Source organism: Tateyamaria sp. GN1-10 (assembly GCF_055693845.1).
The window spans coordinates 636,737-661,840 of the sequence record NZ_JBVFUR010000004.1 but is presented as its reverse complement, the minus strand read 5'-3'; the positions used below and the strand labels follow the sequence as shown (position 1 = coordinate 661,840).

At 59.6% G+C, this 25,104-nt stretch carries 22 protein-coding genes and 1 pseudogene; 11 read left to right on the top strand and 12 right to left on the bottom strand.

Annotated elements, in window-relative coordinates:
• Nucleotides 1-129 precede the first annotated feature (129 nt).
• From ACZ1HN_RS05085 to gltB, 4 genes are all read left to right on the top strand, one after another.
• Nucleotides 130-1,572: an NAD(P)-dependent oxidoreductase gene (locus tag ACZ1HN_RS05085; protein WP_472726711.1), complete on the top strand. Its 1,443-nt coding sequence runs from the start codon at nucleotides 130-132 to the stop codon at nucleotides 1,570-1,572.
• 195 nt (nucleotides 1,573-1,767) lie between these two features.
• Complete coding sequence (locus ACZ1HN_RS05080) at nucleotides 1,768-2,220, top strand: GFA family protein (protein ID WP_472726710.1); 453 nt, start codon at nucleotides 1,768-1,770, stop codon at nucleotides 2,218-2,220.
• Entirely contained in the window at nucleotides 2,217-2,930 is a 714-nt protein-coding gene (locus tag ACZ1HN_RS05075; RefSeq protein WP_472726709.1) for a hypothetical protein, read from the top strand. Before ACZ1HN_RS05080 ends, ACZ1HN_RS05075 begins: the two co-directional genes overlap by 4 nt.
• Complete coding sequence (gene gltB, locus ACZ1HN_RS05070) at nucleotides 2,927-7,456, top strand: glutamate synthase large subunit (protein ID WP_472726708.1); 4,530 nt, start codon at nucleotides 2,927-2,929, stop codon at nucleotides 7,454-7,456. Before ACZ1HN_RS05075 ends, gltB begins: the two co-directional genes overlap by 4 nt.
• Here the strand turns inward: gltB and ACZ1HN_RS05065 are convergent, their stop codons facing one another.
• Nucleotides 7,457-7,690, bottom strand: coding sequence for a hypothetical protein (locus ACZ1HN_RS05065; protein ID WP_299204005.1), 234 nt, complete (start codon nucleotides 7,688-7,690; stop codon nucleotides 7,457-7,459).
• A 171-nt stretch (nucleotides 7,691-7,861) separates the two neighbouring features.
• Here ACZ1HN_RS05065 and ACZ1HN_RS05060 point away from each other — a divergent pair, with 171 nt between their 5' ends.
• From ACZ1HN_RS05060 to ACZ1HN_RS05040, 5 genes are read left to right on the top strand one after another with little or no spacing between them, the layout of a single operon-like run.
• Complete coding sequence (locus tag ACZ1HN_RS05060; protein ID WP_472726707.1) at nucleotides 7,862-8,506, top strand: SGNH/GDSL hydrolase family protein; 645 nt, start codon at nucleotides 7,862-7,864, stop codon at nucleotides 8,504-8,506.
• Between the two features lie 36 nt (nucleotides 8,507-8,542).
• A complete protein-coding gene (gene mtgA / locus ACZ1HN_RS05055; protein ID WP_472726706.1) occupies nucleotides 8,543-9,268 on the top strand; it encodes a monofunctional biosynthetic peptidoglycan transglycosylase in 726 nt (241 codons plus the stop codon).
• A 55-nt stretch (nucleotides 9,269-9,323) separates the two neighbouring features.
• A complete protein-coding gene (gene fzlA, locus ACZ1HN_RS05050) occupies nucleotides 9,324-9,989 on the top strand; it encodes an FtsZ-binding protein FzlA (RefSeq protein WP_472726705.1) in 666 nt (221 codons plus the stop codon).
• 60 nt (nucleotides 9,990-10,049) lie between these two features.
• Entirely contained in the window at nucleotides 10,050-11,111 is a 1,062-nt protein-coding gene (queG, locus tag ACZ1HN_RS05045; RefSeq protein WP_472726704.1) for a tRNA epoxyqueuosine(34) reductase QueG, read from the top strand.
• Nucleotides 11,112-11,136: 25 nt separating this feature from the next.
• Nucleotides 11,137-13,125, top strand: a complete 1,989-nt coding sequence (locus tag ACZ1HN_RS05040; protein WP_472726703.1) for a hydantoinase/oxoprolinase N-terminal domain-containing protein — start codon at nucleotides 11,137-11,139, stop codon at nucleotides 13,123-13,125.
• A gap of 30 nt (nucleotides 13,126-13,155) precedes the next feature.
• Here the strand turns inward: ACZ1HN_RS05040 and msrA are convergent, their stop codons facing one another.
• A complete protein-coding gene (gene msrA, locus ACZ1HN_RS05035) occupies nucleotides 13,156-13,662 on the bottom strand; it encodes a peptide-methionine (S)-S-oxide reductase MsrA (RefSeq protein ID WP_299749402.1) in 507 nt (168 codons plus the stop codon).
• Complete coding sequence (gene msrB / locus ACZ1HN_RS05030; RefSeq protein ID WP_299704836.1) at nucleotides 13,659-14,102, bottom strand: peptide-methionine (R)-S-oxide reductase MsrB; 444 nt, start codon at nucleotides 14,100-14,102, stop codon at nucleotides 13,659-13,661. Before msrB ends, msrA begins: the two co-directional genes overlap by 4 nt.
• A gap of 119 nt (nucleotides 14,103-14,221) precedes the next feature.
• On the opposite strand from msrB, the gene ACZ1HN_RS05025 reads away from it, so the two are divergent.
• Nucleotides 14,222-14,752 carry a glutathione peroxidase gene (locus ACZ1HN_RS05025; protein ID WP_472726702.1) on the top strand — a complete coding sequence of 177 codons (531 nt, stop codon included), beginning with the start codon at nucleotides 14,222-14,224 and terminating at the stop codon, nucleotides 14,750-14,752.
• On the opposite strand, the gene ACZ1HN_RS05020 is transcribed toward ACZ1HN_RS05025, so the two are convergent.
• The 8 genes and pseudogenes from ACZ1HN_RS05020 to ACZ1HN_RS04985 all read right to left on the bottom strand — a co-directional run bounded on the left by ACZ1HN_RS05020 (nucleotide 14,749) and on the right by ACZ1HN_RS04985 (nucleotide 23,196).
• Complete coding sequence (locus tag ACZ1HN_RS05020; protein WP_472726701.1) at nucleotides 14,749-16,047, bottom strand: capsule assembly Wzi family protein; 1,299 nt, start codon at nucleotides 16,045-16,047, stop codon at nucleotides 14,749-14,751. The two genes, ACZ1HN_RS05025 and ACZ1HN_RS05020, sit on opposite strands and share 4 nt — an antisense overlap.
• Nucleotides 16,048-16,090: 43 nt before the next feature.
• Nucleotides 16,091-17,998, bottom strand: coding sequence for a polysaccharide biosynthesis protein (locus tag ACZ1HN_RS05015; protein ID WP_299204053.1), 1,908 nt, complete (start codon nucleotides 17,996-17,998; stop codon nucleotides 16,091-16,093).
• 194 nt (nucleotides 17,999-18,192) lie between these two features.
• Nucleotides 18,193-18,811: pseudogene (locus ACZ1HN_RS05010) on the bottom strand (sugar transferase).
• Complete coding sequence (locus tag ACZ1HN_RS05005; RefSeq protein WP_472726700.1) at nucleotides 18,808-19,578, bottom strand: NAD-dependent epimerase/dehydratase family protein; 771 nt, start codon at nucleotides 19,576-19,578, stop codon at nucleotides 18,808-18,810. Before ACZ1HN_RS05005 ends, ACZ1HN_RS05010 begins: the two are co-directional and overlap by 4 nt.
• Nucleotides 19,579-19,581: 3 nt before the next feature.
• Complete coding sequence (locus ACZ1HN_RS05000; RefSeq protein ID WP_472726699.1) at nucleotides 19,582-20,829, bottom strand: glycosyltransferase family 4 protein; 1,248 nt, start codon at nucleotides 20,827-20,829, stop codon at nucleotides 19,582-19,584.
• A 52-nt stretch (nucleotides 20,830-20,881) separates the two neighbouring features.
• Nucleotides 20,882-21,868: a GlxA family transcriptional regulator gene (locus ACZ1HN_RS04995; RefSeq protein WP_299749417.1), complete on the bottom strand. Its 987-nt coding sequence runs from the start codon at nucleotides 21,866-21,868 to the stop codon at nucleotides 20,882-20,884.
• On the bottom strand, nucleotides 21,858-22,256 hold the full coding sequence (locus ACZ1HN_RS04990) for a thioredoxin family protein (RefSeq protein WP_299704852.1): 399 nt from the start codon (nucleotides 22,254-22,256) through the stop codon (nucleotides 21,858-21,860). The genes ACZ1HN_RS04995 and ACZ1HN_RS04990 overlap by 11 nt, the downstream gene beginning before the upstream one ends.
• 70 nt (nucleotides 22,257-22,326) lie before the next feature.
• Entirely contained in the window at nucleotides 22,327-23,196 is an 870-nt protein-coding gene (locus ACZ1HN_RS04985; RefSeq protein WP_472726698.1) for a DMT family transporter, read from the bottom strand.
• 131 nt (nucleotides 23,197-23,327) lie between these two features.
• Here ACZ1HN_RS04985 and ACZ1HN_RS04980 point away from each other — a divergent pair, with 131 nt between their 5' ends.
• Nucleotides 23,328-24,695, top strand: coding sequence for a DUF3179 domain-containing protein (locus ACZ1HN_RS04980; RefSeq protein ID WP_472726697.1), 1,368 nt, complete (start codon nucleotides 23,328-23,330; stop codon nucleotides 24,693-24,695).
• A 47-nt stretch (nucleotides 24,696-24,742) separates the two neighbouring features.
• Here ACZ1HN_RS04980 and ACZ1HN_RS04975 read toward each other — a convergent pair whose 3' ends face one another.
• On the bottom strand, nucleotides 24,743-25,030 hold the full coding sequence (locus ACZ1HN_RS04975) for an HU family DNA-binding protein (RefSeq protein ID WP_039684873.1): 288 nt from the start codon (nucleotides 25,028-25,030) through the stop codon (nucleotides 24,743-24,745).
• Nucleotides 25,031-25,104 lie beyond the last annotated feature (74 nt).

Below are 25,104 nucleotides of genomic sequence, written 5' to 3'. Positions count from 1 at the left end.
ATATTTGTGCCAAATTTCCCAAACCTACAGTACGATTTCGCAAAAAATCTGAAAAAAGTCAGCAATGCTGACTTTTAATTCCCCCCACGATACCATAAACGGCTCGGACCGCTTGTTGGAGGATATGTCTTGGCTGAACAACCGATGCTGAAATTCGTGAAGATCGAACGGGACATGCCTGAGAAGCGTGGGGCTGACGTGCGTCGTGAGGATTTTCGGGAGATTTATGCTGAGTATGCAGATGCGAAGGCGAAGGAGCAGGCATCGCGCTGTTCGCAATGTGGGGTGCCCTATTGCCAGTCGCATTGTCCGTTGCACAACAATATCCCTGACTGGCTGAAGCTGACCGCCGAGGGGCGCTTGCGTGAAGCCTATGAGGTGAGCCAGGCGACCAATACCTTCCCGGAGATCTGTGGCCGCATCTGCCCGCAGGACCGTCTGTGTGAAGGCAATTGCGTGATTGAACAGTCCGGCCACGGCACCGTCACCATTGGGTCGGTTGAGAAATACATCACGGATACCGCCTGGGAAGAAGGCTGGGTTCTGCCCATCAAGCCGAGCACGGAACGGGCCGAATCTGTTGGCATCATCGGGGCGGGTCCCGGCGGGTTGGCCGCAGCGGACGTGCTGCGCCGCGCCGGTGTGCAAGTCACCGTCTATGACCGCTATGATCGCGCGGGCGGTTTGCTGACCTATGGTATCCCCGGCTTCAAGTTGGAGAAGGACGTGGTCATGCGCCGCAACGAACAGCTTGAGCTGGGCGGCGTGACCTTCAAACTGAATTGCAACGTGGGCGAAGACATCGCTTTCGATGACATCCGTGCAGAACATGACGCCGTCATCATCGCCACAGGTGTGTACAAAAGCCGTGATCTTTCAATGCCTAACGGTGAATCAGCCGGTATCGAGAAGGCGATTGATTTCCTGACTGCATCGAACCGCAAGAGCTTTGGCGATGATGTAGCCGACTTTGACAATGGTCGCCTGAATGCCGAAGGCAAGCGGGTGGTTGTCATTGGTGGTGGCGACACTGCAATGGACTGTGTGCGGACGTCGATCCGGCAGGGTGCAACGAGCGTGAAATGCCTGTATCGCCGCGACCGCGCGAACATGCCCGGCTCGCAACGCGAAGTGCAGAACGCCGAAGAAGAAGGCGTCGTTTTCGAATGGTTGAGCGCGCCCAAGGGCTTTACGACCGACGGGGAAAAGGTGGCCGGAGTCATGGTGCAAAAGATGCGTCTGGGTGCCCCTGATGCCACGGGTCGCCAAGCGCCCGAGGTGATCGAAGGTGCCGACTATGTCGAAGAGGCAGATATTGTCATCAAGGCGCTGGGCTTTGAGCCTGAGGACCTGCCAACGCTTTGGAACACGGACGGTTTGGACATCACCCGCTGGGGCACGATTAAGGCGCAATTCACCACAGGCAAAACCGCCGTCGACGGTGTCTATGCCGTGGGTGATATCGTGCGGGGTGCTTCGCTGGTGGTGTGGGCGATCCGGGATGGTCGGGACTGTGCCGACGCGATCCTTGAACAGTTCAACGCGGCAACCGAGGTGATCGCGGCAGAGTAAATCGCGTAGTTTCGGATCGAAACTGCGAAGTTTGGTATCCCTGAAAACACGCCGTTTTCCAGCGATTTTGGAAAACTGCACATTTGTCGGCTCAAACCGCGAAGTTTGGGATGGGGCCGAAACCTGAACGAAAGATGAAGGCAACAGGACAGCATCGCTGACCCGAATGACCCAGAAGGTTAAGGACGTCTGAAGATGAACGACATGTTGGACAAAGCGACCGGAGGCTGCCTGTGTGGGGCGGTCCGCTTTGCTGCGCGCAATGTGCCGACCACTTTTAGCATCTGCCATTGCCCGTCCTGCCGCCGCTGGACCGGATCGGCGTTGTTTGAGGTCAGCGTGAAGACCGATGATCTGACCTGGACTGGATTCGAACACATTGCGACCCGTGCCACCAGTGATTGGGCCGAACGGGCCTGGTGCCGGGAATGTGGGACGAACCTGTATTTCCGTCAAACGAAGCCGGGTAAGTGGTTTGGGGGCACTGACCTGCCGCTTGGCATCTTTGACGATCCGGACGTGTTCACGCTGAGCCACGAGATCTTTGTTGATCATATGCCAGCCGGTCTGCGTCTGGAGAACAATGGTCAAAAGCGGCTGACGCGTGACGAAGTTGTCGCCATCAATCCAGACGTGGGTGCATCATGAAACTGTGTGCAAGCATCAGCATTGCCTTGGCGATTGCCAGTGCCGTTCCGGCCTTGGCACAGCAGGATGGATCGCGGTTCTATCCGCCTGCGGGATGTACCGAGGTTTTGACAATCCAGAGCCGTGGGTGCGAGGTGACGCATCTGTATACCTGCGAGGCGGATGCCCAAGGTGAACAATGGGGCATCACCTTTGACGTGGATGGGCCAAGCAATCTGGGCAAGATCGACTATGAAACCCAGTGGGTCGAAAGCTATGAGATGTTTCCGATGCGCCGGTTCGTCCTGGTTGAGCCGCCCGCCGATCCGGCCAACATGACCGAATTGCTGGAGACAGGGGTCGATAGCCTTGATTTTCAGCAGCAGGGACCGGACGGGCTGAACCGCTATGTCGGCTTCGACCGCATTCTGCCGGGTGAGGTTGTGATTGATGGCGAAACGCTTTTAAAAACGCAGTTTTCCATGCGCAGCGAGTTGGCCGACGGCACCGTCTTTGAACTTGAAGGCAACGAATACATCATCCCGCGTTTGCGCCGTTTCATCAGTGGCAACTACACGCGGACCGACACTGACGAGCCCTTCTCTTGGGACAATTCACCGATTGATTTTGTGTATCCCGGTGAGCCCGGGTTCTTCACCAAAACGCCGCTATATGAGTGCGAGCCGACGCTGGCGCGTTACGCAAGCCCGAAGAAAGGAACCGACCAATGACCAAATATGATGCTGACTGGGTTCGCCGCGAAGAAGCCAAGCGCACGTTTATGGCCGAGAATGGTCTGTATTCCGAGGCCGAGGAGCATTCGTCTTGCGGTGTGGGTCTGGTTGTGTCCGTGGATGGCACCAAAAGCCGGGCTGTTGTTGAAAACGGCATCAAGGCGCTGAAGGCCATTTGGCACCGTGGCGCTGTGGATGCCGATGGCAAGACCGGCGACGGCGCGGGTATTCATGTGCAGATCCCCGAGGCGTTTTTCTATGACCAGATCGAGCGCACGGGCCACACCCCCAATCGCGATCAAATGGTGGCCGTGGGTCAGGTGTTTCTGCCCCGCACTGACTTTGGCGCGCAAGAGACCTGCCGGACCATCGTGGAAACCGAAGTGCTGCGCATGGGCTATTACATCTATGGCTGGCGCCATGTGCCGGTCGACATCTCGTGCCTGGGTGAGAAGGCGAACGCGACCCGCCCGGAGATCGAGCAAATTCTGATCTCGAATTCCAAGGGTGTGGACGAAGAGACGTTCGAGCGCGAGCTTTACGTCATTCGTCGTCGGATCGAGAAGGCCGCTGCCGCTGCGCAGGTGCCTGAATTGTACATTGCGTCGATGTCGTGCCGGTCGATCATCTACAAGGGCATGATGCTGGCCGAGCAGGTGGCCGAGTTCTATCCCGACCTGATGGACGAGCGGTTCGAGAGCGCCTTTGCCATTTATCACCAGCGCTATTCCACCAACACCTTCCCGCAGTGGTGGCTGGCGCAGCCGTTCCGCATGTTGGCCCACAATGGTGAGATCAACACCCTGAAGGGCAACCTGAACTGGATGAAATCTCACGAGATCCGCATGGCTTCGGGTGCCTTTGGCGAGATGGCCGAAGACATCAAGCCCATCGTGGCCAGCGGGTCGAGTGACTCGGCCGCGTTGGATGCCGTGTTCGAGATGCTGGTGCGTGCGGGCCGCAATGCGCCGATGGCCAAGACCATGCTGGTGCCTGAATCGTGGTCGAAGCAGGCGGTGGAACTGCCGCAGGCGTGGCGCGACATGTACTCCTACTGCAACTCGGTCATGGAGCCGTGGGACGGTCCTGCCGCCTTGGCGATGACCGATGGCCGCTGGGTTTGTGCCGGGTTGGACCGGAACGGCCTGCGTCCGATGCGTTATGTCGTGACCAATGACGGGATGGTCATTGCCGGGTCCGAGACCGGGATGGTGCCATTGGAAGAAGCTGGTGTGGTTGAGAAGGGCGCGCTGGGCCCCGGCCAGCTGCTGGCCATTGATATGGTCGAGGGCAAGCTGTTCCACGACACCGAGATAAAGGACCAGCTGGCGGCCTCGCAGCCCTTTGGTGAGTGGGTGGGCAAGATCACCGATCTTGAATCCGCGCTGTCCGGTGTGACCGAGAGGGCGTTGTTTGAGGGTGAGGCGTTGCGCCGCCGTCAGATTGCGGCTGGCTATTCGATTGAAGAGTTGGAAAGCATCCTTGCCCCCATGGCCGAGGATGGGAAAGAGGCGTTGGCGTCGATGGGGGATGACACACCTTCGGCGGTTCTGTCCAAGAAGTATCGCCCGCTGTCGCACTTCTTCCGTCAGAATTTCTCTCAGGTGACAAACCCGCCGATTGACTCGTTGCGCGAGTATCGGGTGATGAGCCTGAAGACGCGGTTCGGGAACCTCAAAAACGTGCTGGATGAGAGCAGCGCGCAGACCGAGATCATCACGCTGGACAGTCCGTTTGTGGGCAATGCCCAGTGGGATGAGTTGATCACGCAGCTGAATGCCGATCTGGTCGAGATTGACTGTACATTTGAGCCCGGACAAGGCGCCCTGAGCGCGGGGTTGACCCGTATCCGGGCCGAAGCCGAGGACGCTGTGCGGTCGGGTGCTGGGCACATCGTGCTGACCGACCAGCATTCTGACGCGGACAAGGTGGCGATGCCGATGATCCTGGCGACGTCTGCCGTGCATTCGCATCTGACGCGGCAAGGCTTGCGGACTTTCTGTTCGCTGAATGTGCGGAGTGCCGAGTGCATCGACCCACATTACTTTGCCGTGCTGATTGGTTGTGGTGCAACCGTCGTGAACGCTTATCTGGCCGAGGATTCACTGGCCGACCGCATTGACCGGAACCTGCTGGATGGCACCCTGACCGAGGCTGTGGCGCGGTATCGCAATGCCATTGATCAGGGGCTGCTCAAGATCATGGCGAAGATGGGGATCAGCGTCGTGTCGTCCTACCGTGGGGGCCTGAATTTTGAGGCCGTGGGCCTGTCCCGTGCCATGTGTGCCGAGTTCTTCCCCGGCATGACGAGCCGCATCTCGGGCATCGGTGTGACCGGCATCCAGTCCAAGGTGGAAGAGGTCCACGCGCAGGGCTGGACCGGCACCAACGTGCTGCCCATTGGCGGTTTCTACAAGGCGCGGCAGTCGGGTGAGACCCACGCGTGGGAAGCCACGTCGATGCACATGATGCAGATGGCCTGCAACCGGGCGTCCTACCAGATGTGGCAACAGTATTCGGCCAAGATGCGGTCGAACCCACCGATCCATCTGCGCGACCTGATGGACATCAAGCCATTGGGCAAGCCCGTGCCGCTGGAAGAGGTGGAAAGCATCACCTCGATCCGTAAGCGGTTCGTGACGCCGGGGATGTCGCTGGGCGCGCTGAGCCCGGAGGCGCACAAGACCCTGAACGTGGCGATGAACCGGATTGGCGCGAAGTCGGACAGTGGTGAGGGCGGTGAGGATCCGGCGCACTTCCACCCCGAGCCAAATGGCGACAACCCCAGCGCCAAGATCAAGCAGGTGGCGTCTGGCCGCTTTGGCGTGACCGCCGAGTACCTGAACCAGTGCGAAGAACTGGAGATCAAGGTGGCGCAGGGCGCCAAGCCCGGTGAGGGTGGGCAGTTGCCCGGCATGAAGGTCACTGATCTGATCGCGCGGCTGCGGCATTCGACCAAGGGCGTGACCCTGATTTCACCCCCGCCGCACCACGACATCTATTCGATCGAAGATCTGGCGCAGCTGATCTATGACCTCAAGCAGATCAACCCGCGCTGCAAGGTGACGGTGAAGCTGGTGGCGTCGTCGGGTGTGGGCACGATTGCCGCTGGTGTGGCGAAGGCGAAGGCCGACGTGATCCTGATTTCGGGCCATAATGGTGGCACGGGCGCGTCGCCCGCGACCTCGATCAAATATGCCGGTCTGCCTTGGGAAATGGGCCTGACCGAAGCCCACCAAGTACTTGCGATGAACAACCTGCGCGACCGGATCACCCTGCGGACCGATGGTGGACTGCGCACTGGCCGTGACATTGTCATGGCCGCGATGCTGGGGGCCGAGGAATACGGGATCGGCACGGCGGCCCTGATCGCGATGGGCTGTATCATGGTGCGTCAGTGCCAGTCGAACACCTGCCCCGTGGGCGTGTGCACGCAGGATGAATCCCTGCGTGAGAAGTTCACCGGCAATGCGGACAAGGTGGTGAACCTGATCACGTTCTACGCACAGGAAGTGCGCGAGCTGCTGGCCGAGATTGGCGCGCGGTCGTTGGACGAGGTGATTGGCCGGGCGGACCTGCTGGCGCAGGTGTCGCGTGGATCGGCCCATCTGGATGATCTGGACCTGAACCCCATGCTGATCTCGGTCGATGGGGCGGCGGACATCGTTTACAACCGCGACAAGGATCGCAACGCGGTGCCGGATACGTTAGACGCGCAGATCGTGCGCGACGCTGCGCGGTTCCTTGAGGATGGCGAGAAGATGCAGTTGCAATATGCGGTGCAGAATACGCATCGGACCGTGGGCACGCGCACCAGCAGCCACATCGTGCGTAAGTTCGGGATGCGCAATACGCTGCAACCCGACCATCTGACTGTAAAGCTGAACGGGTCAGCGGGTCAGTCCTTGGGCGCCTTTGCAGCACCAGGGCTGAAGCTGGAAGTGTCTGGCGATGCCAATGACTATGTGGGCAAGGGCCTGTCGGGCGGCACCATCGTGGTGCGTCCGCCCATGGCATCCCCCATCGTCGCCGCCGACAATACGATCATCGGCAACACCGTGCTGTACGGTGCCACTGATGGTTACCTGTTTGCCGCCGGTCGCGCAGGCGAACGGTTTGCCGTGCGGAACTCGGGCGCGAAGGTGGTGATCGAGGGCTGCGGGTCGAACGGGTGTGAATACATGACCGGCGGTGTCGCCGTCATTCTGGGTGAGATCGGGGCCAACTTTGGCGCGGGCATGACCGGGGGCATGGCTTATCTGTATGATCCGGAAGGCAAGTCACAAGCGCTTATGAACATGGAAACGCTGGTGACCTGCCCCGTGACCGTGGACCATTGGAAGGCGCAGCTGGAAGGTTTACTGGAGCGCCACCTGGAAGAGACGGGGAGTGCCAAGGCGGCCACCCTCCTTCAGCACTGGGATGTCGAGCAACACAATTTCCTTCAGATCTGTCCGAAGGAGATGCTAAACAAGCTTGCGCATCCGATCAGCGAAGAAACAGCGGCCATTCCGGCGGAATAGTCAGCTTTCGGAGCGGGCGACCATCCTGGTCGCCTGTTCCTTGCTGCCCAAATGCGTGTTTTCCGCAAGGATGTCCGCGACACGCGTGGGCATTGTCCCCAGCTTGTTTGCGATGACGTGGTTCGCATCACCAGACCATTTCAACACCCAGACAAGTGCTGCGTCGGCTGCGTTGAGCACGCGGTATTGGTGCGCAATGGTCCCCGGTTGGACCCCGGTTGTTGGTTCGATCATCTCCTAACTCCGTGCGGGTTTGAACGCCTCCACCACGGCAAAAATAGCAGACATCGTTAACGCGTCTTAGTGATTAACACTTTGTAATTAAGTTTAATTTTTGATGAATTGGTGAACAGAGTGTTGCGGTCTGGTCTTCGCACGCGCCTGCCATATCTTACACCTATGCGATTGCTTGTTCTTGTTTTTTGGATGCTGGCCGGTGCTGCATCTGCGGAGCCGTTGCGGGTTCTGGCCATCGGCGACAGTATCTTGGCGTGGCACAAGTGGACTGGCCGGGACATTCCGTCCGTCATGGGGGACCTGCTGGATGCACGGGTCGAGAATGATGCCGTGGCGGGCGCGCGGTTTTCCAATGACTCGTCCTTAGGCCGTGCTGCGGGGTTCGATGTGCGTGCGCAGTTTCGAAGCGGTGCGTGGGATGTGATCCTGATCAATGGTGGGGCCAATGATTTCCTGAGCGATTGCAGGTGTCAGGCCTGTGATGCTGTTCTGGACGGGTTGATCGCGCCCGACCTGACGGGCGAGGTGCCCGCCTTTCTGGCCCAGTTGCGTCAGACTGGGGCGCAGGTGATCTGGATGGGGTACTACGCCAGTGCCCGGTCCGGGCAGTTCACGGGCTGCCGGCCCTACCTGGTAGAATACGATGCCCGCCTTGCCCGGTTGGCTGCCGCTACCCCGGGCCTGCGCTTTGTCGATAGTGAAGACGTGATGAACCCGTCGGAGCGTCGGCTTTATGCCTTTGACGGCATCCACCCTTCCCCATCAGGAGCGCGTCGTATTGGCACCTATCTTGCCCAATCTCTGACGCGATAGTTCACTTGCGATGTTCTGCGCCCTATAGCTGGGCGCATGGCAAGAAAGAGCAGTAAACGCACATCAAAAACCAAGGCGAAGCGTCGGTTTCGACCGGGCCGCTGGCTGTTGCGGTGGACATTGCGCGGCGTGAGCGTGGTGTTTCTGGTGGCCGTTGTGGCGGCCTTGCTTTGGTCGGTGATCAACCCACCGACGACCCTGTACATGATGCAGGAGTCCCGCCGTCTGGGCGGCGTGGACCACGAATGGGTGCCGATGGAGGAAATCTCGCCCATCATGGCGCGGGCCGCGGTGGCCGCGGAGGATGCCAATTTCTGCCTGCATTGGGGGCTGGATGTCGTCGCCATTCGCCGTGCCATTGACGAGGGCAGCAGCCGGGGCGCGTCCACCATCAGCCAGCAGGTCGTGAAGAACGTGTATCTGTGGCATGGTCGGTCGTGGGTGCGGAAGGTGATGGAGGCCGCGATGACCCCGCTGGTCGAAGCGTTGTGGTCGAAGCGCCGCATTCTGGAGGTTTATCTGAACGTCGCCGAGTTCGATGAGGGTGTCTTTGGCGTCGAGGCGGCATCGCGCCATTACTTCGGTGTCGCCCCCGACGCATTATCAAATGTCCAGGCGGCCCGTCTGGCCGCGATCTTGCCGAACCCGAAGGGACGGTCTGCCAGTCAGCCTTCGCCCTTCGTGCGCAAGCGGACATCGCAGATCCTGAGCGGAGCGGCCACGATCCGCGCGGATGGGCGGGCAGACTGTTTCCAGAGTTGAAAATCACGGCCTAGCCGTGCATGGATGCCAAACGTTTGACCAAACCGGATTGACCATGGCCCGCCTGTTTCACGTTCCCCTGTCCCCGTTCTGCCGCAAGGTGCGTCTGAGCCTTGCCGAGAAGAAGATCGAGGTTGAACTGGTCGAGGAGCGTTATTGGGAGGCTGACCCGGACTTTCTGCGCCGCAACCCTGCGGCCAAGGTGCCTGTGCTGCGTCTGGACGGCGTGATGATGAGCGAGAGCGCCGCCATCTGTGAATACATCGAGGAGACGCGCCCGGAACCATCTCTGCTGCCCTCTGACCCGGTGGCGAAGCTGGAGGTGCGCCGGTTGGTGGGCTGGTTCGACGACAAGTTCCACAACGAGGTGACGTCGAAGCTGCTTTATGAGCGGGTAAACAAGAAGGTGATGGGCCAGGGTTTTCCTGACAGCCGCAACGTCAAGGATGGGGCGAAGGCGATCAAGTATCACCTCGACTACATGACGTGGCTGCTGGATCACCGTCGCTGGTTGGCGGGGGACAACATGACACTGGCCGATTTTGCCGCGGCTGCGCATCTGTCGTCTTTGGACTATATCTCTGATGTGGATTGGAACCGCAGCGAGGTGGTCAAGGATTGGTATGCGAAGATCAAGTCGCGCCCTGCCTTTCGGAGTATCCTGGCCGATCAGGTGTCGGGGTTTCCGCCACCGCGGCACTACAATGACCTGGATTTCTGAACCATCGGTTGGACTGGGGCGCTGCCCCAGACCCCGTCGTATTTTTAGTCAGAAGAAGACATGGGCCTGAAAGAACGGGTCATAAGGCGTGCTCTGGACGAGGGGTTCGTGGTGGCGCGGGTCTGTCGCCCGGATGCTGTGCCGGATGTGCCGGGGCGGTTGGCCGCCTTTGTTGAGGCCGGGCGACATGGACAGATGGGTTGGATGGCGGAGCGGATGCAGTGGCGCGGCAATCCGGCGGCGCTGTGGCCCGATGCGCGGTCGGTGATCATGCTGGCCGAGAGCTATGCACCGGAGCATGACCCGTTGGCGGTGCTGGAGCGACCCGAATTGGGGGCTGTTTCCGTTTACGCGCAGGGGCGGGATTACCATGATATCGTCAAGAAGCGTTTGAAGCGTTTGGGCCGCTGGTTGATCGAGGAAGGCACAAAGGAGCTCAACGGGGCGCCGGAGATCAAGGTGTTTGTCGATACCGCACCCGTGCCTGAGAAGGCGCTGGGGCAGGCAGCGGGCCTTGGCTGGCAGGGCAAGCACACCAATCTGGTGAGCCGGGATTGGGGCAATTGGGCCTTTATAGGGTCTGTCTTCACGACTTTGGAACTGGAACCCGACGCGCCCGAGATCGATCATTGTGGGTCGTGTCGCGCCTGTTTGGATATCTGTCCGACGAACGCCTTTCCGGCACCCTATCAGCTGGATGCGCGGCGCTGCATTTCGTACCTGACGATCGAGCATGAGGGGCCGGTGGACGAAGATCTGCGCCCCGGTCTGGGCAACCGGATTTACGGCTGTGACGACTGCCTTGCGGTCTGCCCATGGAACAAGTTTGCCGTTTCTGCCAGCGACATGCGATATCTGGGCGCTGTGGGGCAGCCGCCTCTTGCTGAGCTGGCCGCCCTTGACGACGCAGGGTTTCGGGCGCGGTTTTCGGGGTCGCCCGTCAAACGGATCGGGCGGGATCGGTTTGTCCGCAACGTGGCCTATGCCATCGGCAATTCGGGGCGCGCGGACCTGTTACCTGCCGTTCAGGCCCTGGTAGACGACCCGGATACAGCGGTCGCTGACGCGGCCTGTTGGGCGGTGACGCAATTGAGCGCGACGGGTCGCAAGCGGGCGCTGTAGGGCTGCTCGAAAACGGGGAATGAGCATGGCGATTTTGCTGGGTGTGGATACGGGCGGCACCTATACCGACGCGGTTCTGATGCAGGATGAGGAGCGGGTTCTGGCCCGTGCCAAAGCGTTGACCACACGCCATGATCTGGCGGTGGGTGTCGGGCGCGCTGTGCGTGCAGTGTTGAGAGAGGCCCGCGTTGATCCGGCGGATGTTGGCATGGCGTCCCTGTCCACGACCCTTGCCACCAACGCGTTGGTCGAAGGACAGGGTGGGCGTGTTGCGCTGATCCTCATCGGCTTTCGCGAACGGGATCTGGAGACTCAGGGCCTGGCCGATGCGCTGGGCGGTGATCCCGTTTGTGTTCTGGCAGGGGGGCACAAGCATGACGGGTCGGAGGCTGTGCCGCTGGATGAAGCGGACCTTTTGGCCTTTTTAGAGAAACATAAAAGCGATGTGAGTGGGTTTGCCGTGGCTGGGCAATTCGCCACGCGCAACCCTGCGCATGAAGTGCGTGCCATGGAGCTGGTGCGTGATGTGACGCGGTTGCCCGTGTCCGCCTCGCACCAATTGTCCGCGAAGCTGGGTGGACCCAAGCGCGCGTTGACGGCCGTCCTGAATGCGCGGCTGATTGGCATGATTGATGCGTTGATCGGACGGGCTGAGGCGGAACTGCGCACCATCGGGATACGCGCGCCGATGATGGTTGTGCGGGGAGACGGGGCGTTGATGTCGTCCGCACAGGCGCGGGCGCGGCCCATCGAGACGATCCTGAGCGGCCCTGCAGCGTCCATCGTTGGCGCGCGCTGGCTGACCGGGGCGGATCATGCGCTGGTCAGTGACATCGGGGGCACTACCACGGATGTGGCCGTACTGCGGGGTGGTCGGCCCGTGATTGATCCGGATGGTGCGCGTGTCGGTCCGCACCGCACCATGGTCGAAGCGGTGGCGATGCGCACGACCGGGTTGGGCGGTGACAGCGAGGTGCATTTTGTCACGGAGGGTTTGCGCGGTGGCGTGACCCTTGGACCGCGCCGGGTGTTGCCGGTGTCCTTGTTGGCGCAGGAAGCGCCCGAGGCCGTGCTGCCGGTGCTTGAGCTGCAGATGCGGAATACCACGCCTGGTGAGCATGACGGCCGTTTCGTAAGGGCGGTGCCGGGTGTGCAGGCGGATGGTTTGGCTGCGCGGGATGCGGACCTGTTGGCCCGTATTGGCGAGCGCGTGCATGGTCTAGGCGCAGTGTTGCGCACACGGATGGAGCATGGCGCGCTCAAGCGCCTTGTGGGCCGTGGGTTGGTGCAGGTGGCGGGTCTGACCCCATCGGATGCCAGCCATGTGCTGGGGAATGTGAACGCGTGGGACGCCGATGCGGCGCGCATGGCCTGCGCCCTGTTTGGTCGACGTCGCACTGGTGCCGGAGAGCGGCTTGCTGAAACGGCGGAGCAAGTGGCGGAGATGGTTATCGATCGGCTGACATATCAGACCAGCGTTGCGCTGCTTGAGGCGGCATTGGCCGAGGATGGATTGGACGAGGCGCTGGCAACCCATTCGTTGATGCAACGCGGTCTTTCGGGGGCAAAAGGTTTGGTGCGTGTGTCTACTGGTCTGGACGTGTCTGTTGTGGGGTTGGGTGCGTCGGCACGGGCATACTACCCTGCGGTGGGCGCGCGTCTGGGCTGTGACATGCAGTTGCCCGAGGATGGGGGTGTTGCCAATGCGATTGGCGCTGTTGTGGGCCGTGTGACTGTGCGGCGGACGGGAACGGTCACCTCTCCGTCCGAGGGTCTGTTTCGCGTGCATTTGCTGTCAGGGCCCGAGGATTTTGCAGCCTCAGAGCCTGCTTTGGCCCGGTTAGAGACTGTTTTGGCCGAGGATGCGCGTGCTTCGGCGCTTGCTGCGGGGGCATCTGATGTCGAGCTGCATGTCGCGCGGGACATTCGCACGGCGCAGGCGGAGGCGCGCGAGGTGTTTGTCGAGGCCGTGTTGGTTGCAGAGGCGACAGGGCGACCGGGTATCGCCCTGTAAAAAGGGCGGGCGCGATGCCCGCCATTGCCTCTATTCAGCGGCCCGTTTGGGCAGAACCCAGTCGGGGCGTACGAAATGGCAGGTATAGCCGTTTGGGATGCGTTCGAGGTAGTCCTGATGTTCGGGTTCGGCTTCCCAGAAATCGCCCACTGGTTCGACCTCGGTCACCACTTTGCCGGGCCAGATGCCGGAGGCTTCCACATCCGCGATGGTATCCAGTGCCACCTGCTTTTGGGTGTCATCCACGTAGTAGATGGCAGAGCGGTAGCTGAGACCGACATCGTTGCCTTGCCGGTTCAGCGTGGTCGGGTCGTGGATCTGGAAGAAAAGCTCGAGCAGGTCGCGGAAGGTGATGACCGAGGGGTCATAGATGATCTCGATCCCTTCGGCGTGGGTGCCGTGGTTGCGGTATGTTGCGTTCGGGACATCCCCGCCCGTGTAGCCTACGCGGGTCGTCTTGACCCCCGGTTTCTTGCGGATCAGGTCCTGCATGCCCCAGAAACAGCCCCCAGCCAGTACTGCGCGTTGGTCGTTCATGCCACATCCTCCACTTGGTTCAGGTAGGCACCATAGCCTTCGGCCTCCATATCGTCACGGTGTACGAACCGCAGAGAGGCCGAGTTGATGCAATAGCGCAGGCCGCCGCGGTCGCGGGGGCCGTCGGGAAAGACGTGACCGAGGTGGCTGTCGCCGTGTTTGCTGCGGACTTCCGTCCGGATCATGCCGAGGCTGGCGTCTTGGTGTTCGGTGACGTTGTCGATGGGTTTGGTGAACGAGGGCCAGCCGCAGCCGCTTTCGTACTTGTCGGAGGATGCAAAGAGGGGCTCACCCGAGACGATGTCGACATAGATGCCCGGTTCTTTATTGCTTAGCAGCTTGCCCGTGCCGGGGCGTTCCGTGCCGCTTTCCTGTGTGACATGGTATTCCTCGGGCGAGAGTGTCGCGATGACGTCGGGATTCTTGGTGTAGGTGGTCATTATCAGCCTATCCGTTCAGCGTTGCCTTATACTTGGTGCGATTGAAGGAAATTGGAAGAGCATGACAGCCAGCACCCGCGCCCTAACTAAGACGTGACCGCGAGAGAAGGAGCGATCACATGCGTGCATTTCTTGTTTGTCTTTTTATTGGCCTCGCACAAGCGGCCAGTGCGGATGTGCGCGACGTGCAACTGCCATCGATTGATGGCGGCATGATCGAGATGTCTGACTGGGAGGGGCGGCCGGTTCTGGTGGTCAACACCGCATCGCAATGTGCCTACACCGGGCAGTACGAAGCGCTGCAGACCCTTTACGACACGTATCGTGAGCGCGGGCTGGTCGTGCTGGCGGTGCCGTCCGATGACTTTCGCCAGGAGTTGGACAGTGCCGAGGAAGTGCGGGAGTTCTGCGAAATGGCCTTTGGCATCGACATGCCGATGACGGATATCTTGACGATCAAGGGCGCAAACGCGCATCCGCTATACGAGGGGTTCCGCGAGACTGCAGGGTTCGTGCCGCGCTGGAATTTCAACAAGGTCCTGATCGGAGCCGATGGCCGCATTGTCGAAACATGGGGCGCACGGACTGCACCCACGTCGCGCCCGGTGCGCAGCGCGGTTGAGGCCGCGCTGGCGCAGGCTGGATCCTAGAACGATCTGCTGAAATTCACGCCGACGCGCACACCGCTGTCTTGTTCGGCGGTGTCCAGATCAAATGACTGGTGCGCGACGATCCCTTGCAACGTGCCACCCCAAACCTGAGTGCTTGCACCGACCGAAACAACCGTACCGGTTTCGCGGGTGCTGCTGAGACTATGATTGGGGTTTGACGCATCGTTGATGGTGAACTTGCCCACGTTCCAGTCCAGGGCCCACGTGTCGAATTCATGCTTGCCACGCAGGCTGGTTGAGCGACTTTCCGACCCGATCGCAGCACCCATCACCACGCCTTCGTTCCGATAGGAATAGACGTCGTTGTTATAGGCCGTGTTCGGCCCGCAAAAGCCAGCCGTACTGAAGTCCACGGTGGTGTCGACATGTTCGAGCGTTATCGTGGTATCGGCGTTGAAGAGCCGCGACTTGTTTTCCAGCCCGTACAGAAAGAAGAAGCATGAGGGCAAGCCGCCTGCCTCGTCTTCACCCACAGCCTGGCCGTAGATGCGGTTGCTGAACGTCTCGGGGCCAAAGCGGTAAGAGGCGCCGACACCGGCAATCTGGTTGGCCGGTGCGCTGTCGCCCTCATTTGAGTTGCCCACCAGCACGTCAAGGAACGTATCAAAGCCATCAGGCTGGCCTGCGCCGCCGTATTGGGCAACGCGGACAAGTTCAATTTCGAGGTCGCGGATAGGCTCGAACCCAAGACGCATGCCAAGTATCAATGCGTTGTCGGGTTGGTTCGCATCGTCGGTTTGACCGATAAAGACCTCACCGTTCCAAGGCCCTATCCAACGCAGAACCGGGACATCCGAGGTGCGCGCCTCTTCCTTGCGGATGTAGACAGACGGGAAGGCAGGCGCATTTCGAGACAGTATCAACGACGTGTATTCGGAAGGCGACCAGTGTCGTTCGAACTGCCCGACACCAACTTGCCAATTGTCATTTCCAAACCGGTAGCCCACGTCACCGAAGATAAGCACACTATCGACAGCTTCGTTTTCGAAGGTGTCACCCAGCGTCAAATCGAATGCCAACCGCCCAACGCGTGTGCTGGTCGAGATTGAGACACCGTCAAATGCGAGGATGCCATACTGCTCGGTTCGACCAAGAAAATCATCCGAGATGGCGCCGAACCTTAAGGTGGTCGTGGTGTCCGCCTGGGCCGAACCACCCACGGCCATGGCGATAACAAGCCCGAGGGCGAAAGCGTTTTCACTGTGTCTCGTAAAATATGTCACGGTCAGGCCTTTGAATTGAACCAGAAGTCTAAGAGCTTTCCAGTATTGCATTCTTGTAATGTCATGGCAGGCGTCAGCCTTGCTTTACAAGGTTTTACTGGATGGGTTGCGCAAGCTCTATGCCTTTTTCTGCATGTGCTTGTTTCTGCCCAAATCCTTCCACCCAACGCTTTACAACGCTGCGGGCCTCGTCTTCGTCGCTTGCTGCAAGCGCTTGGCGCAACGACCTCATGGCTGAGGCAACTTCGATTTCGCTCAGGCAGTCTTCGACCGTGGAGAAGATCTTTTTGTGTCCGGTGCCGACCTGAGTGCCGCTGAGCGTCAGCTCTTCGGTCATCTTTTCGCCTGGGCGCAGACCGGTGAACTCGATTTCGATATCGCCATCCGGGTATTGGGCATCCCGCACAGTGAACCCGGCGCTTTCGATCACCTGACGGGCCAGTTGTTCGATGCGTACGGGCTTGCCCATATCCAACACGAATACTTCACCGCCCTTGGCCATAGACGCGGCGCGCAGCACGAGGTTCACGGCTTCGTGCACGGTCATGAAATAGCGCGAAACGTCTCGGTGTGTGACGGTCAGGGGCCCGCCGCGCCGCAACTGTTCCTGAAACAGCGGGACAACAGATCCGGACGAGCCCAGCACATTGCCAAAACGCACAATCGAAAACTTCAGACCGTTTGGTGTTGCGATGCGTTGGGCAATGTCTTGCACCACCAGCTCGGCCAGACGTTTGGATGCCCCCATCATGTTTGTGGGACGCACCGCCTTGTCCGACGAAATCAACATGAACCGTTCAACACCTGCGCTGGCGGCCTCGGTGACCAGGGTTTGCGTGCCCAAAGCGTTGTTGGCCAAGCCGGCGAGCGGATTGAATTCGACAAGAGGAACGTGCTTGTAGGCGGCTGCGTGCAGCACAACCTGAATATCATGATCCTTCAACACAGCGCGCACTTGCCGCGCATCGGTAACAGACCCCAAAAGCGGAACAATTTCGATGTCGCTGCCTTCGGCGAGTTGGGTCAGTTCCTGATGGATCTGATAGAGTGCAAGTTCACTCAGTTCGTATAGAACGATTTTTTGCGGACGGTACTCCAGAACCTGACGGCTGAGTTCCGAGCCAATGGAACCACCGGCACCAGAGATCAGAACGCGCCGGTCGGCATAGGCTTCGTCACCCCCATCCTGCGCTGTCATGACTTCGTCGCGACCAAGGAAATTCCTTGGATTGATCGGAGTAAGCTTTTCGATCAGCGCCTCTTCCCCGATCAGTTGGGAGAAGGACGGCAGTGTTTGCACCTCCAGCCCCATTTTCTGCAGGCGTCTCGCGATCTGCATTTGTTTGGGATGGCTTTGCGATGGAATGGCAAGCAGCACGCGGTCGATTTTCTTCTCCGCGACAATCTCTGCAATGCGAACGGGGCTGTAGACTGGCAACCGCAATACATTCACACCCTGCAGAGCCTGGCTGTCGTCAACAAAGGCGACAGGCTCGATGAATTCGTGACTGCGTAGGGCGGACACCAGTTGCATACCGGTCGTGCCAGCGCCGTAAATCAGGACACGACACCTGTTGGATCCATTGCGGTAGATGGCCAATACGACTTGCAAAAGGATCGCGCGGCTTACGATGGAGAAGACGAAGAACGAAATGCCAAATGTGATTTGCGTCGACAGGGGAAGAGGCATGTTGGCCGCCGTCGTCAGTAGAATCGACATCATCGTCATGAGTGCGGCGAACACCCCCGTCCGTCCGATCGATGCGGCTTCATATTCGTTCAGGGTTGTCGAACAAATGCCCAGCCACAGCGACAGGCCAACGGTCACGATCAGCATATATGGTAGTATCGGCAAGTAGGCTTGAAAGCTCGCGATCGCTGTGTGCCCGGAAAGGTTGAGGCTGAACGCAAAAACCAGAGCAGCGGGAATCAGGATCGCATCAATGACGATTAAAATATTTCGTTTCTGCGTGCGCGAAAGCAGCTTCAGCAGATTCAGCATGATGCCCCCTTGGTCGGTCGCCTTTCCAAGCTGCCAAAAGCGCTAACACGAATGCGTGTCAGAGTTGTGCAACTATTTTGCAGGTGCAGAAAAGTCCGCCGATAGCCGGCGGAAAAGCGCCAAAAAATGCCCATTAAATAACCGTTCACAGGCACAAATTACACATAATAAGTGATTCGATAAGGGATTGGTCGCTAGCTGCGATGACGGCGGAACAAGTTGCCAATCGTTTGAAAGACCAAGTCAAAGTCGTAGCAGGTGCTTTGATTCTTCTGATAGATGAGGTCCAGCCGCGCCTTGCGTGGCACACAAATGCGGCAATAGGTGCTGTCGGTCTCTTCTGGTGTGCTGCACCGCGCGAGTAGCCTGTCTTCGTGCTTGTGGAAACGAGATCGTTGCCAGCCCTGTTACACCTGGCCGTGATTTCAATACCTTACCGTATAGTTCCGGGAAGCGTTCGACATATTCGCGCAGTGGCGGGCGGGGTCCAACAAAGGACAGATCGCCCTTCAGAATGTTCCACAGCTGTGGAAATTCATCCAGCCGCTTGGCCCGTAATTTGGCGCCCAGCGGTGTGATCCGCGCTTCCTTATGCCCGCCAGAAACGCCCTGATCATTGTTGTCGATTGTCATGGTGCGGAATTTCCACAGTCCGAAACTTTCTGTGGGCGACTTCATGCGTTCGGCCACATAGAACAGCGGGCGACCCTGTTTCCGCCAAACCAGCCATACAAGGTACAGGACGATCGGGCCAAGCATGATGACCAGAAGACTGGCAAAGAACAGGTCGAAGATACGCTTGCGACATGTCATCTGCGTGGTCCTTGCTTCCAGTCGGCGACGATCCCTGCTGCTGTGCTGTCAGAGTCCGTAAACGATGTGAACCGTTCAAGCGTGCTGGTGTCCAGATGCACGTTCGCAATCGTGCGGTCCGTTGCCGGTTGTGGCGTCCATTTGAGCGAAGCCGCGTCCAGGAGGGCCCCCATACTGACCGTTTTGGGCGCAGCGATGTTCATGATTTTTGGTAAGGTGTTGGCGCGTGTTAGTGCGTTCAGCACCCGCGCCAGTTTCCCCGGACCTATATAGCTGCGGGCCGGAGTTGTGTTGTCGGAGAACTGATCGAGCTGAAAGCCGGGTTTCCAACCGCCAAGGATTGCGTCCGCCCCGGCGACATTGCCCAGCCGCAGCGATGTGCTTGGGTTCGGGTGCCTGGCGGCCAGGCGCTCCATCTCGAGCTTAGACTTGCCATACGGGCTTTGCGGTGATGTTGGTCCATCTTCGGTGAGAGGCCCCTGCAGCGCGCCGTAAACAGCCGCGGATGAAAACAGGAAGACATGCGCACCCTGTGCGGCATCCAGTGTCTGCCGGGCCAGCGTCGCGTTCAACTCCATCGAAGCTGTGGAACCGGGGGTGACCCCCGCAAGGCAAAAAACCGCATCTGCCCCATTCAGCGTGCGGGTCAGTGTGTTGGGGTCGGCAATATCGACATCGGAACGTGTGGTCCAAACCGCTTCACCCGGCCACCGTGGTTCGAGCAATTGGCCCAGTTTTCCGCCGGCACCAAGTATTACGATCCGCATGGCTTACCCTGTCGCGATCTGTTTGTCCGCCGGGACCAGCGCGTTGATCTGGCGGATGTGTTCCGGCAGGCAGATGGTTTCAAAGTCGTAGGTGTCGATCACATGCTGGCGCGCGGCAGAACCCAGGTGCGCGTAGTCGCGGGGCTTTTCCAAAACGTCTGCGACTTGCGCGGCAATCGCATCGGGGTCGAAGAAGTCGACGAGCAAGCCCGTCTTGCCATGTTCTACAGCCTCGCGGACCGGGGCGACGTCGCTGGCGACAATCGTTGCCTCCATCGACATGCATTCCAGCAGGGACCACGACAGCACGAACGGCATCGACAGGTAGATGTGGCACGCGCTGATCTGAATGATGCTTTGATAGCTTTCGTATGGCACTTGCCCCAGAAAATGGAGCCGGTCCCAGTCAATCAGGTGCCCCACCTCGGCCTCCATCTGGCCGCGCAAGCCACCGGGGTGCTTGTTCTTGCTGCCATAGGACGCATCATTGCCGCCTATTACGAGGATGCGGGCGTTGGGTCGTGCCTTTTGGATCTTGGGAACGGCGCGCATGAACTGGTGGTAGCCGCGCGTGGTTTCGAGATTGCGGGACATGAATGTCACGATCTCATCCTTGGCCGTTAGCGGCCGACCAATCCGCCCAAGGCTGACCTTCGCCTTCTTGTTTGGCTTCAGCTTGTCGGTGCGAATGCCATCATGGCACACATACATCTTGTCATGAAAGTGTTTGGGAAACCGGTCGCGTTGCCAATTGGTCGGGCTGTGCGCCACGTCGACTACGTTCAGGTTGACCTGTGGCACCACGTTGTGGCCGTGCATGATGAACGGCGCGTGTTCGCTGACCGGACTTTCGGGGTCGAAGCCAACCGGGCCACCATGGGCTGAATAATAGTATTCAAAAAACCCGATCATCGGCGTGTCGGGCAGCACTTCGCGAAAGAACGACATCTCGCCCCACCCGACATGACCGATGACGATGTCCGGGGTGAACCCTTTGTCCACCAGCTGGCGCAGGGCAATGACAGCGCCAAAGCCGTTGCCGGAGGCGTTTTCCCATGTGCGGGAGAGGCCGTAGGCGTCTTCCTTGGCCTGATGGTGCGACTTGTAGACGACCGTTTGGACGCCGTCGAATTGGGGTGCTTTCTGGCGTTGGGTCAGAAAGACTATCTGGTGCCCGCCTTTTGCCGCCAACCATTGGATCAGCTCGCGGTACTGGCCCGGCATGTTCTGATGCACAAACAGAAATTTCATCTGCCCCTCGTTCCTTTTGGGGTGGGATACATCGCGTTGCGTGATGCCGCAATCATGGCTGTGTCGGCCACATCGATCCCGTGCCACGTTTTTCCTGTCCGGGGCTCAGGCCAAAGGTGCCGCGATAGCTTTTGGAGAAATGCGAGAGCGATCGGAACCCGCATGCCACGCAAATGTCCGTGACGCTCAGGTTGGTCTGGCGCAAAAGCCCACGCGCCTTTTCCAGCCGCAGCTGCAGGTAGTGACGCTTGGGGGACATGCCCAGATGCTTGGCAAACACCCTTTCCAGTTGCCGTGTGCTGAGTTCGATCAGGTCGGCGATCTCGTCCGGGCGCAGCGGGTCTTCGAGGTTGTTTTCCATGATCTGCAGCGCCATGCCCAGTTTGCCATGCGCCATGTCCGGACGCGCCCGGCGTGACAGGCGTTGACCGTGACTGGCGGCACGCGGGTCGGTGTACACCATCTGGTCCGCCACCCATGTCGCAAGATCAACGCCGTATTCCGATTTGATCCGGTCCAGCATCATGTCCATGGATGCCGCCCCGCCTGCGGTGGTGAAGATGCGTCCGTCCTTTGAATAGAGACTGTTTTCGATGATCACGTCTGGCAGAAGCTCGATCAGGGCGTCGCGGTATTCCCAATGGGTGGTCACCTGTTTGCCTGCCAACAGACCGGCCAGCGCCAGCGTATACGTACCGGAAGACAGCGCGCCAAAGTCCATGCCTTTGCGTGTCTCGCGGCGCAGCCAGTTGAGGATGGGTTTGGTACTGCCCTCGGCCGCCCGATTGCCGGCGCAGACGACAAGCGTTTCGTCACGGGAAAGTTCGGGCAGCGCGGCATCCACGGCGGTGGTGATGCCGTTGTAGGCTGGCACCGGATCGCCCGTTTCTCCGATCACGCGCCATGTATAAAATGTCTGACCTGACGGGTGCAGGTTGGCAAGGCTCAGAGCCTCCAACGCGCAGGCAAAGCCCAATTGGGAATAGCCGGGAATGAGCAGAAAGGCATAGCGCCTTGGGCGCGTTGCCTCAGGCAGCAAGGGCGGCGTCCAGAAGTGCGCGGACCTTGCGGGCATAGGGTTCATTCACAAGCCGGGCCACTTCGTCCCCGTTCTTCATCACCAGCAAGGTCGAACGGCGTTTGACCTTCAGCCGCTGGGTCATTTGCGATGGGCCAAACGTATCCCAATCCACGTCAACGAATGTCAGGTTGGTGTACGCCGGGTTTTCCGCCAGCGCCTCGGCGATCAGGTCGGATTTGATCTGGCATGTCAGGGACCAGCTGGCCCGAAAATTCATCACGACCGTTTGATCCGTGCCGCGTAGATCCCGCCAGATGGCAGGTGTGAAGGTTTGCGCCGGATAGGCCGCGCTGAGCGATGGCACGGCGCAGGCGGCAGCAGACAGAAGAAATGTGCGGCGGCGCATCAAAAAGGCTCCGAAATCTGAAATCTCAGGATACAATATTGCGGGCGCGCGCGGGCGCAAGTGGCCGCGTTCAGCTTTTGGTCTGTCGTGACAATTGCACCGCAAGAATACCGACCGTGATGATGGCGACACCAACGATATCTTGCGCACCCAAGCGTTCGCCCAAAAGCGCTGCGGCGATGGCGACACCGAAGAAGGGATTGAGGAAGTGGAAGGTGGCCGCCTTGGTTGCCCCGATCCGGGCGACAAGCGCGAACCAGATCCAGGTGGCGGCAAGACCGGGAACCAAAACGGTGTAGGCAAAGGCGGCATAAAGTACCGGTGTCGGTGTCACTTCGATCGTTTCGATCATGGCGGATGCGATGCCCAGCACCACGGCGCCCACGAACATCTGCAATCCGACAACCATCATCAGGTTGCCCCCGGACGACATTGTGCGCATCGACAGGGTTGCTACGGTCAAGGCAACGGCGGCGATCACGCAAAGCGCCACGCCAAAGAGGTCAACGCCCGCATCCAGCCGCGCCGACATGATCAGGAACACACCTGTGATCCCGAGCACCAGCCCGACGATGCCCATCGTGGGAAGCCTGTCCCGAAACACGACCCATCCGGCAAAGGCCACCATCAGTGGCATGGTCGAGGCGATGATCGACGCCACCGACGCCTCGACCGTCTGCATGGCATAGAAATTCAGGCCCAGATAGATCGCGTTCTGGCACAGGCCGAAGATCAGCGTGGCGCGCCACTGGTCGCGGGTCAGGTTCCATGTCTGCCCCATCATCCGTGCCACGGCGACACCGATGATCCCGGCAATGAAGAAGCGTAAGGACGACGCCGCGAAGGGCGGTGCGTGCGTCACGATAATCCGCGCCGAGGTGAAGGCAGACGACCAGATCAGGGCAAAGGTCAGGCCCATCAGAAGTGCGCGGATGTCCATGACCGTCCCTTTTCGTCTTGGGCGGACGTTCGGGGAAATTGGGCGGGGATGCAAGGCGCTGTTCACAGCCCTTTGCAATGTATGTGATCGCGTTTCGGTGCACACAGGCTGCAAAGCAGAGGAGGACCGACATGACCCTGACCCGCCGCACCTTTGGTGGCCTGACCTTGTCCAGTGCGTTGTTGCCTCATGCCGCCCTGTCGCAAGGCATCAGTGCTTTGGACGCCATGCGCGCGCCATTGTCGGCCCCCACCACCGAATTCGAAGCCGCATTGAAGTGGATCGAAGAGCGCGGGTCACCCGACATGGCCGCCCCGTTGATCACATCCTTGCGCTTTTCCCGATCCCGTGGCCCACAGATTGCCGAAACACTGACGGCGATCACCGGTGAGGACTACTTCACTGACTGGTTCCAGTGGATGTTGTGGCAGGAGCAGAACCCGCAGGTCAAACCGCACGAAGATTTCCCCACCTACAAACGCGAGGTCATGCTGCGGATCGATGACAATTTCGACCTGTTCCTGCGGCCCGAGCATATCCAGCCCGATCAGATGCGCATCCGGCTGGAAGAAATTGCGTGGGGCGGGGTGGTCAAGGACGGTATCCCGTCGCTCGATAATCCTGAGCTGATTGCGGCAGGCGATGCGGATTATCTGCGTGGTGACGATCTGGTTTTTGGCGTGTCGATCAATGGTGATGTGCGGGCCTATCCGCTGCGGATCATGGGCTGGCACGAGATGTTCAACGAGGTGATTGGCGGGGTTCCGGTGGCGTTGGCCTATTGTACGCTGTGCGGCTCGGGCATTCTGTTTGAAACGGACGTGCCGCGGCGCTCGAAGCCGTTGGTGTTCGGATCTTCCGGGTTTTTGTATCGATCGAACAAGCTGATGTTCGACCGCGAGACGCATTCGCTGTGGAACCAGTGGACCGGCAAGCCCGTTGTGGGGCCGCTTGTGAACAGCGGGATCGAGTTGCAGCAGCGCCCGGTGGTCATCACCACGTGGGACAGTTGGAAAGCGTCAAACCCGAAGACCAAGGTGCTGAGCGTGAACACCGGGCATCGCCGCGACTATGGCTCGGGCGTGGTCTACAACGACTACTTCGCCTCGCCAGACCTGATGTTTCCGGCGCAGGTCGATCAGCGGCAGCACGCGCAGAAGGACTATATCTTTGCCGTGCGCCAATTCGGAGCTGCGCGTGGCTGGCCGCTGAATGCGTTTGAAGGGCAGCCAATCATCAATGACGGGATTGCGGATACGCCACTGTTGCTGATCGGAGATGTTGGGAAACGCAGCGTGCGGGCTTATGAACGTGGGGACAGGACGTTCAGCCAAACCGATGGAAAGATCGCAGATCAGTCGGGGGCCGCGTGGCGGGTGACCGAGGATGCGCTGTTTGGCCCGGATGGGACACGGTTGGAACGGATCGCGGGGCACATCAGCTATTGGTTTGCGTGGGACAACTACCTGGGCGACGCGGCCACGGTGTACAGCCCATAAAAAAGGGTCGCCCGAGGGCGACCCTGAATACGTCGAGAGACACGGTCTTAGCCGTTCACGCTGTCTTTCAGCGCTTTGGCGATGGTCATTTTCACGACCTTGTCCGCTTCTTTCTTGAACTGTTCACCCGTGGCAGGGTTACGCACCATGCGCTCGGGACGCTCGCGGCAATAGATTTTGCCAACGCCCGGCAGAGTGACTGCGCCACCGCCCGAAACTTCCTTGGTGATCAGCCCGCAGATCGCGTCCAGCGCGCCGCCTGCGGATTTCTTGTCTGTCCCCATTTCTTCGGCCAGCGCGGCGACGAGTTGGGTTTTTGTCATTGGTTTTGCCATTTCATGGTCTCCTTCGTCTGCCCGACAACTTGGGCCTCTGATCCGCAATATAACGGAATGTTGTGCGAACACAC

Excerpts from the sequence above, each read along its gene's own strand:
- ACZ1HN_RS05080 (WP_472726710.1), top strand. The coding sequence starts at position 1,768 with ATGAACGACATGTTGGACAAAGCGACCGGAGGCTGCCTGTGTGGGGCG.
- ACZ1HN_RS05075 (WP_472726709.1), top strand. The coding sequence starts at position 2,217 with ATGAAACTGTGTGCAAGCATCAGCATTGCCTTGGCGATTGCCAGTGCC.
- gltB (WP_472726708.1), top strand. The coding sequence starts at position 2,927 with ATGACCAAATATGATGCTGACTGGGTTCGCCGCGAAGAAGCCAAGCGC.
- ACZ1HN_RS05065 (WP_299204005.1), bottom strand. The coding sequence starts at position 7,690 with ATGATCGAACCAACAACCGGGGTCCAACCGGGGACCATTGCGCACCAA.
- mtgA (WP_472726706.1), top strand. The coding sequence starts at position 8,543 with ATGGCAAGAAAGAGCAGTAAACGCACATCAAAAACCAAGGCGAAGCGT.
- fzlA (WP_472726705.1), top strand. The coding sequence starts at position 9,324 with ATGGCCCGCCTGTTTCACGTTCCCCTGTCCCCGTTCTGCCGCAAGGTG.
- queG (WP_472726704.1), top strand. The coding sequence starts at position 10,050 with ATGGGCCTGAAAGAACGGGTCATAAGGCGTGCTCTGGACGAGGGGTTC.
- ACZ1HN_RS05040 (WP_472726703.1), top strand. The coding sequence starts at position 11,137 with ATGGCGATTTTGCTGGGTGTGGATACGGGCGGCACCTATACCGACGCG.
- msrA (WP_299749402.1), bottom strand. The coding sequence starts at position 13,662 with ATGAACGACCAACGCGCAGTACTGGCTGGGGGCTGTTTCTGGGGCATG.
- msrB (WP_299704836.1), bottom strand. The coding sequence starts at position 14,102 with ATGACCACCTACACCAAGAATCCCGACGTCATCGCGACACTCTCGCCC.
- ACZ1HN_RS05025 (WP_472726702.1), top strand. The coding sequence starts at position 14,222 with ATGCGTGCATTTCTTGTTTGTCTTTTTATTGGCCTCGCACAAGCGGCC.
- ACZ1HN_RS05020 (WP_472726701.1), bottom strand. The coding sequence starts at position 16,047 with ATGCAATACTGGAAAGCTCTTAGACTTCTGGTTCAATTCAAAGGCCTG.
- ACZ1HN_RS05015 (WP_299204053.1), bottom strand. The coding sequence starts at position 17,998 with ATGCTGAATCTGCTGAAGCTGCTTTCGCGCACGCAGAAACGAAATATT.
- ACZ1HN_RS05005 (WP_472726700.1), bottom strand. The coding sequence starts at position 19,578 with ATGCGGATCGTAATACTTGGTGCCGGCGGAAAACTGGGCCAATTGCTC.
- ACZ1HN_RS05000 (WP_472726699.1), bottom strand. The coding sequence starts at position 20,829 with ATGAAATTTCTGTTTGTGCATCAGAACATGCCGGGCCAGTACCGCGAG.
- ACZ1HN_RS04990 (WP_299704852.1), bottom strand. The coding sequence starts at position 22,256 with ATGCGCCGCCGCACATTTCTTCTGTCTGCTGCCGCCTGCGCCGTGCCA.
- ACZ1HN_RS04985 (WP_472726698.1), bottom strand. The coding sequence starts at position 23,196 with ATGGACATCCGCGCACTTCTGATGGGCCTGACCTTTGCCCTGATCTGG.
- ACZ1HN_RS04980 (WP_472726697.1), top strand. The coding sequence starts at position 23,328 with ATGACCCTGACCCGCCGCACCTTTGGTGGCCTGACCTTGTCCAGTGCG.
- ACZ1HN_RS04975 (WP_039684873.1), bottom strand. The coding sequence starts at position 25,030 with ATGGCAAAACCAATGACAAAAACCCAACTCGTCGCCGCGCTGGCCGAA.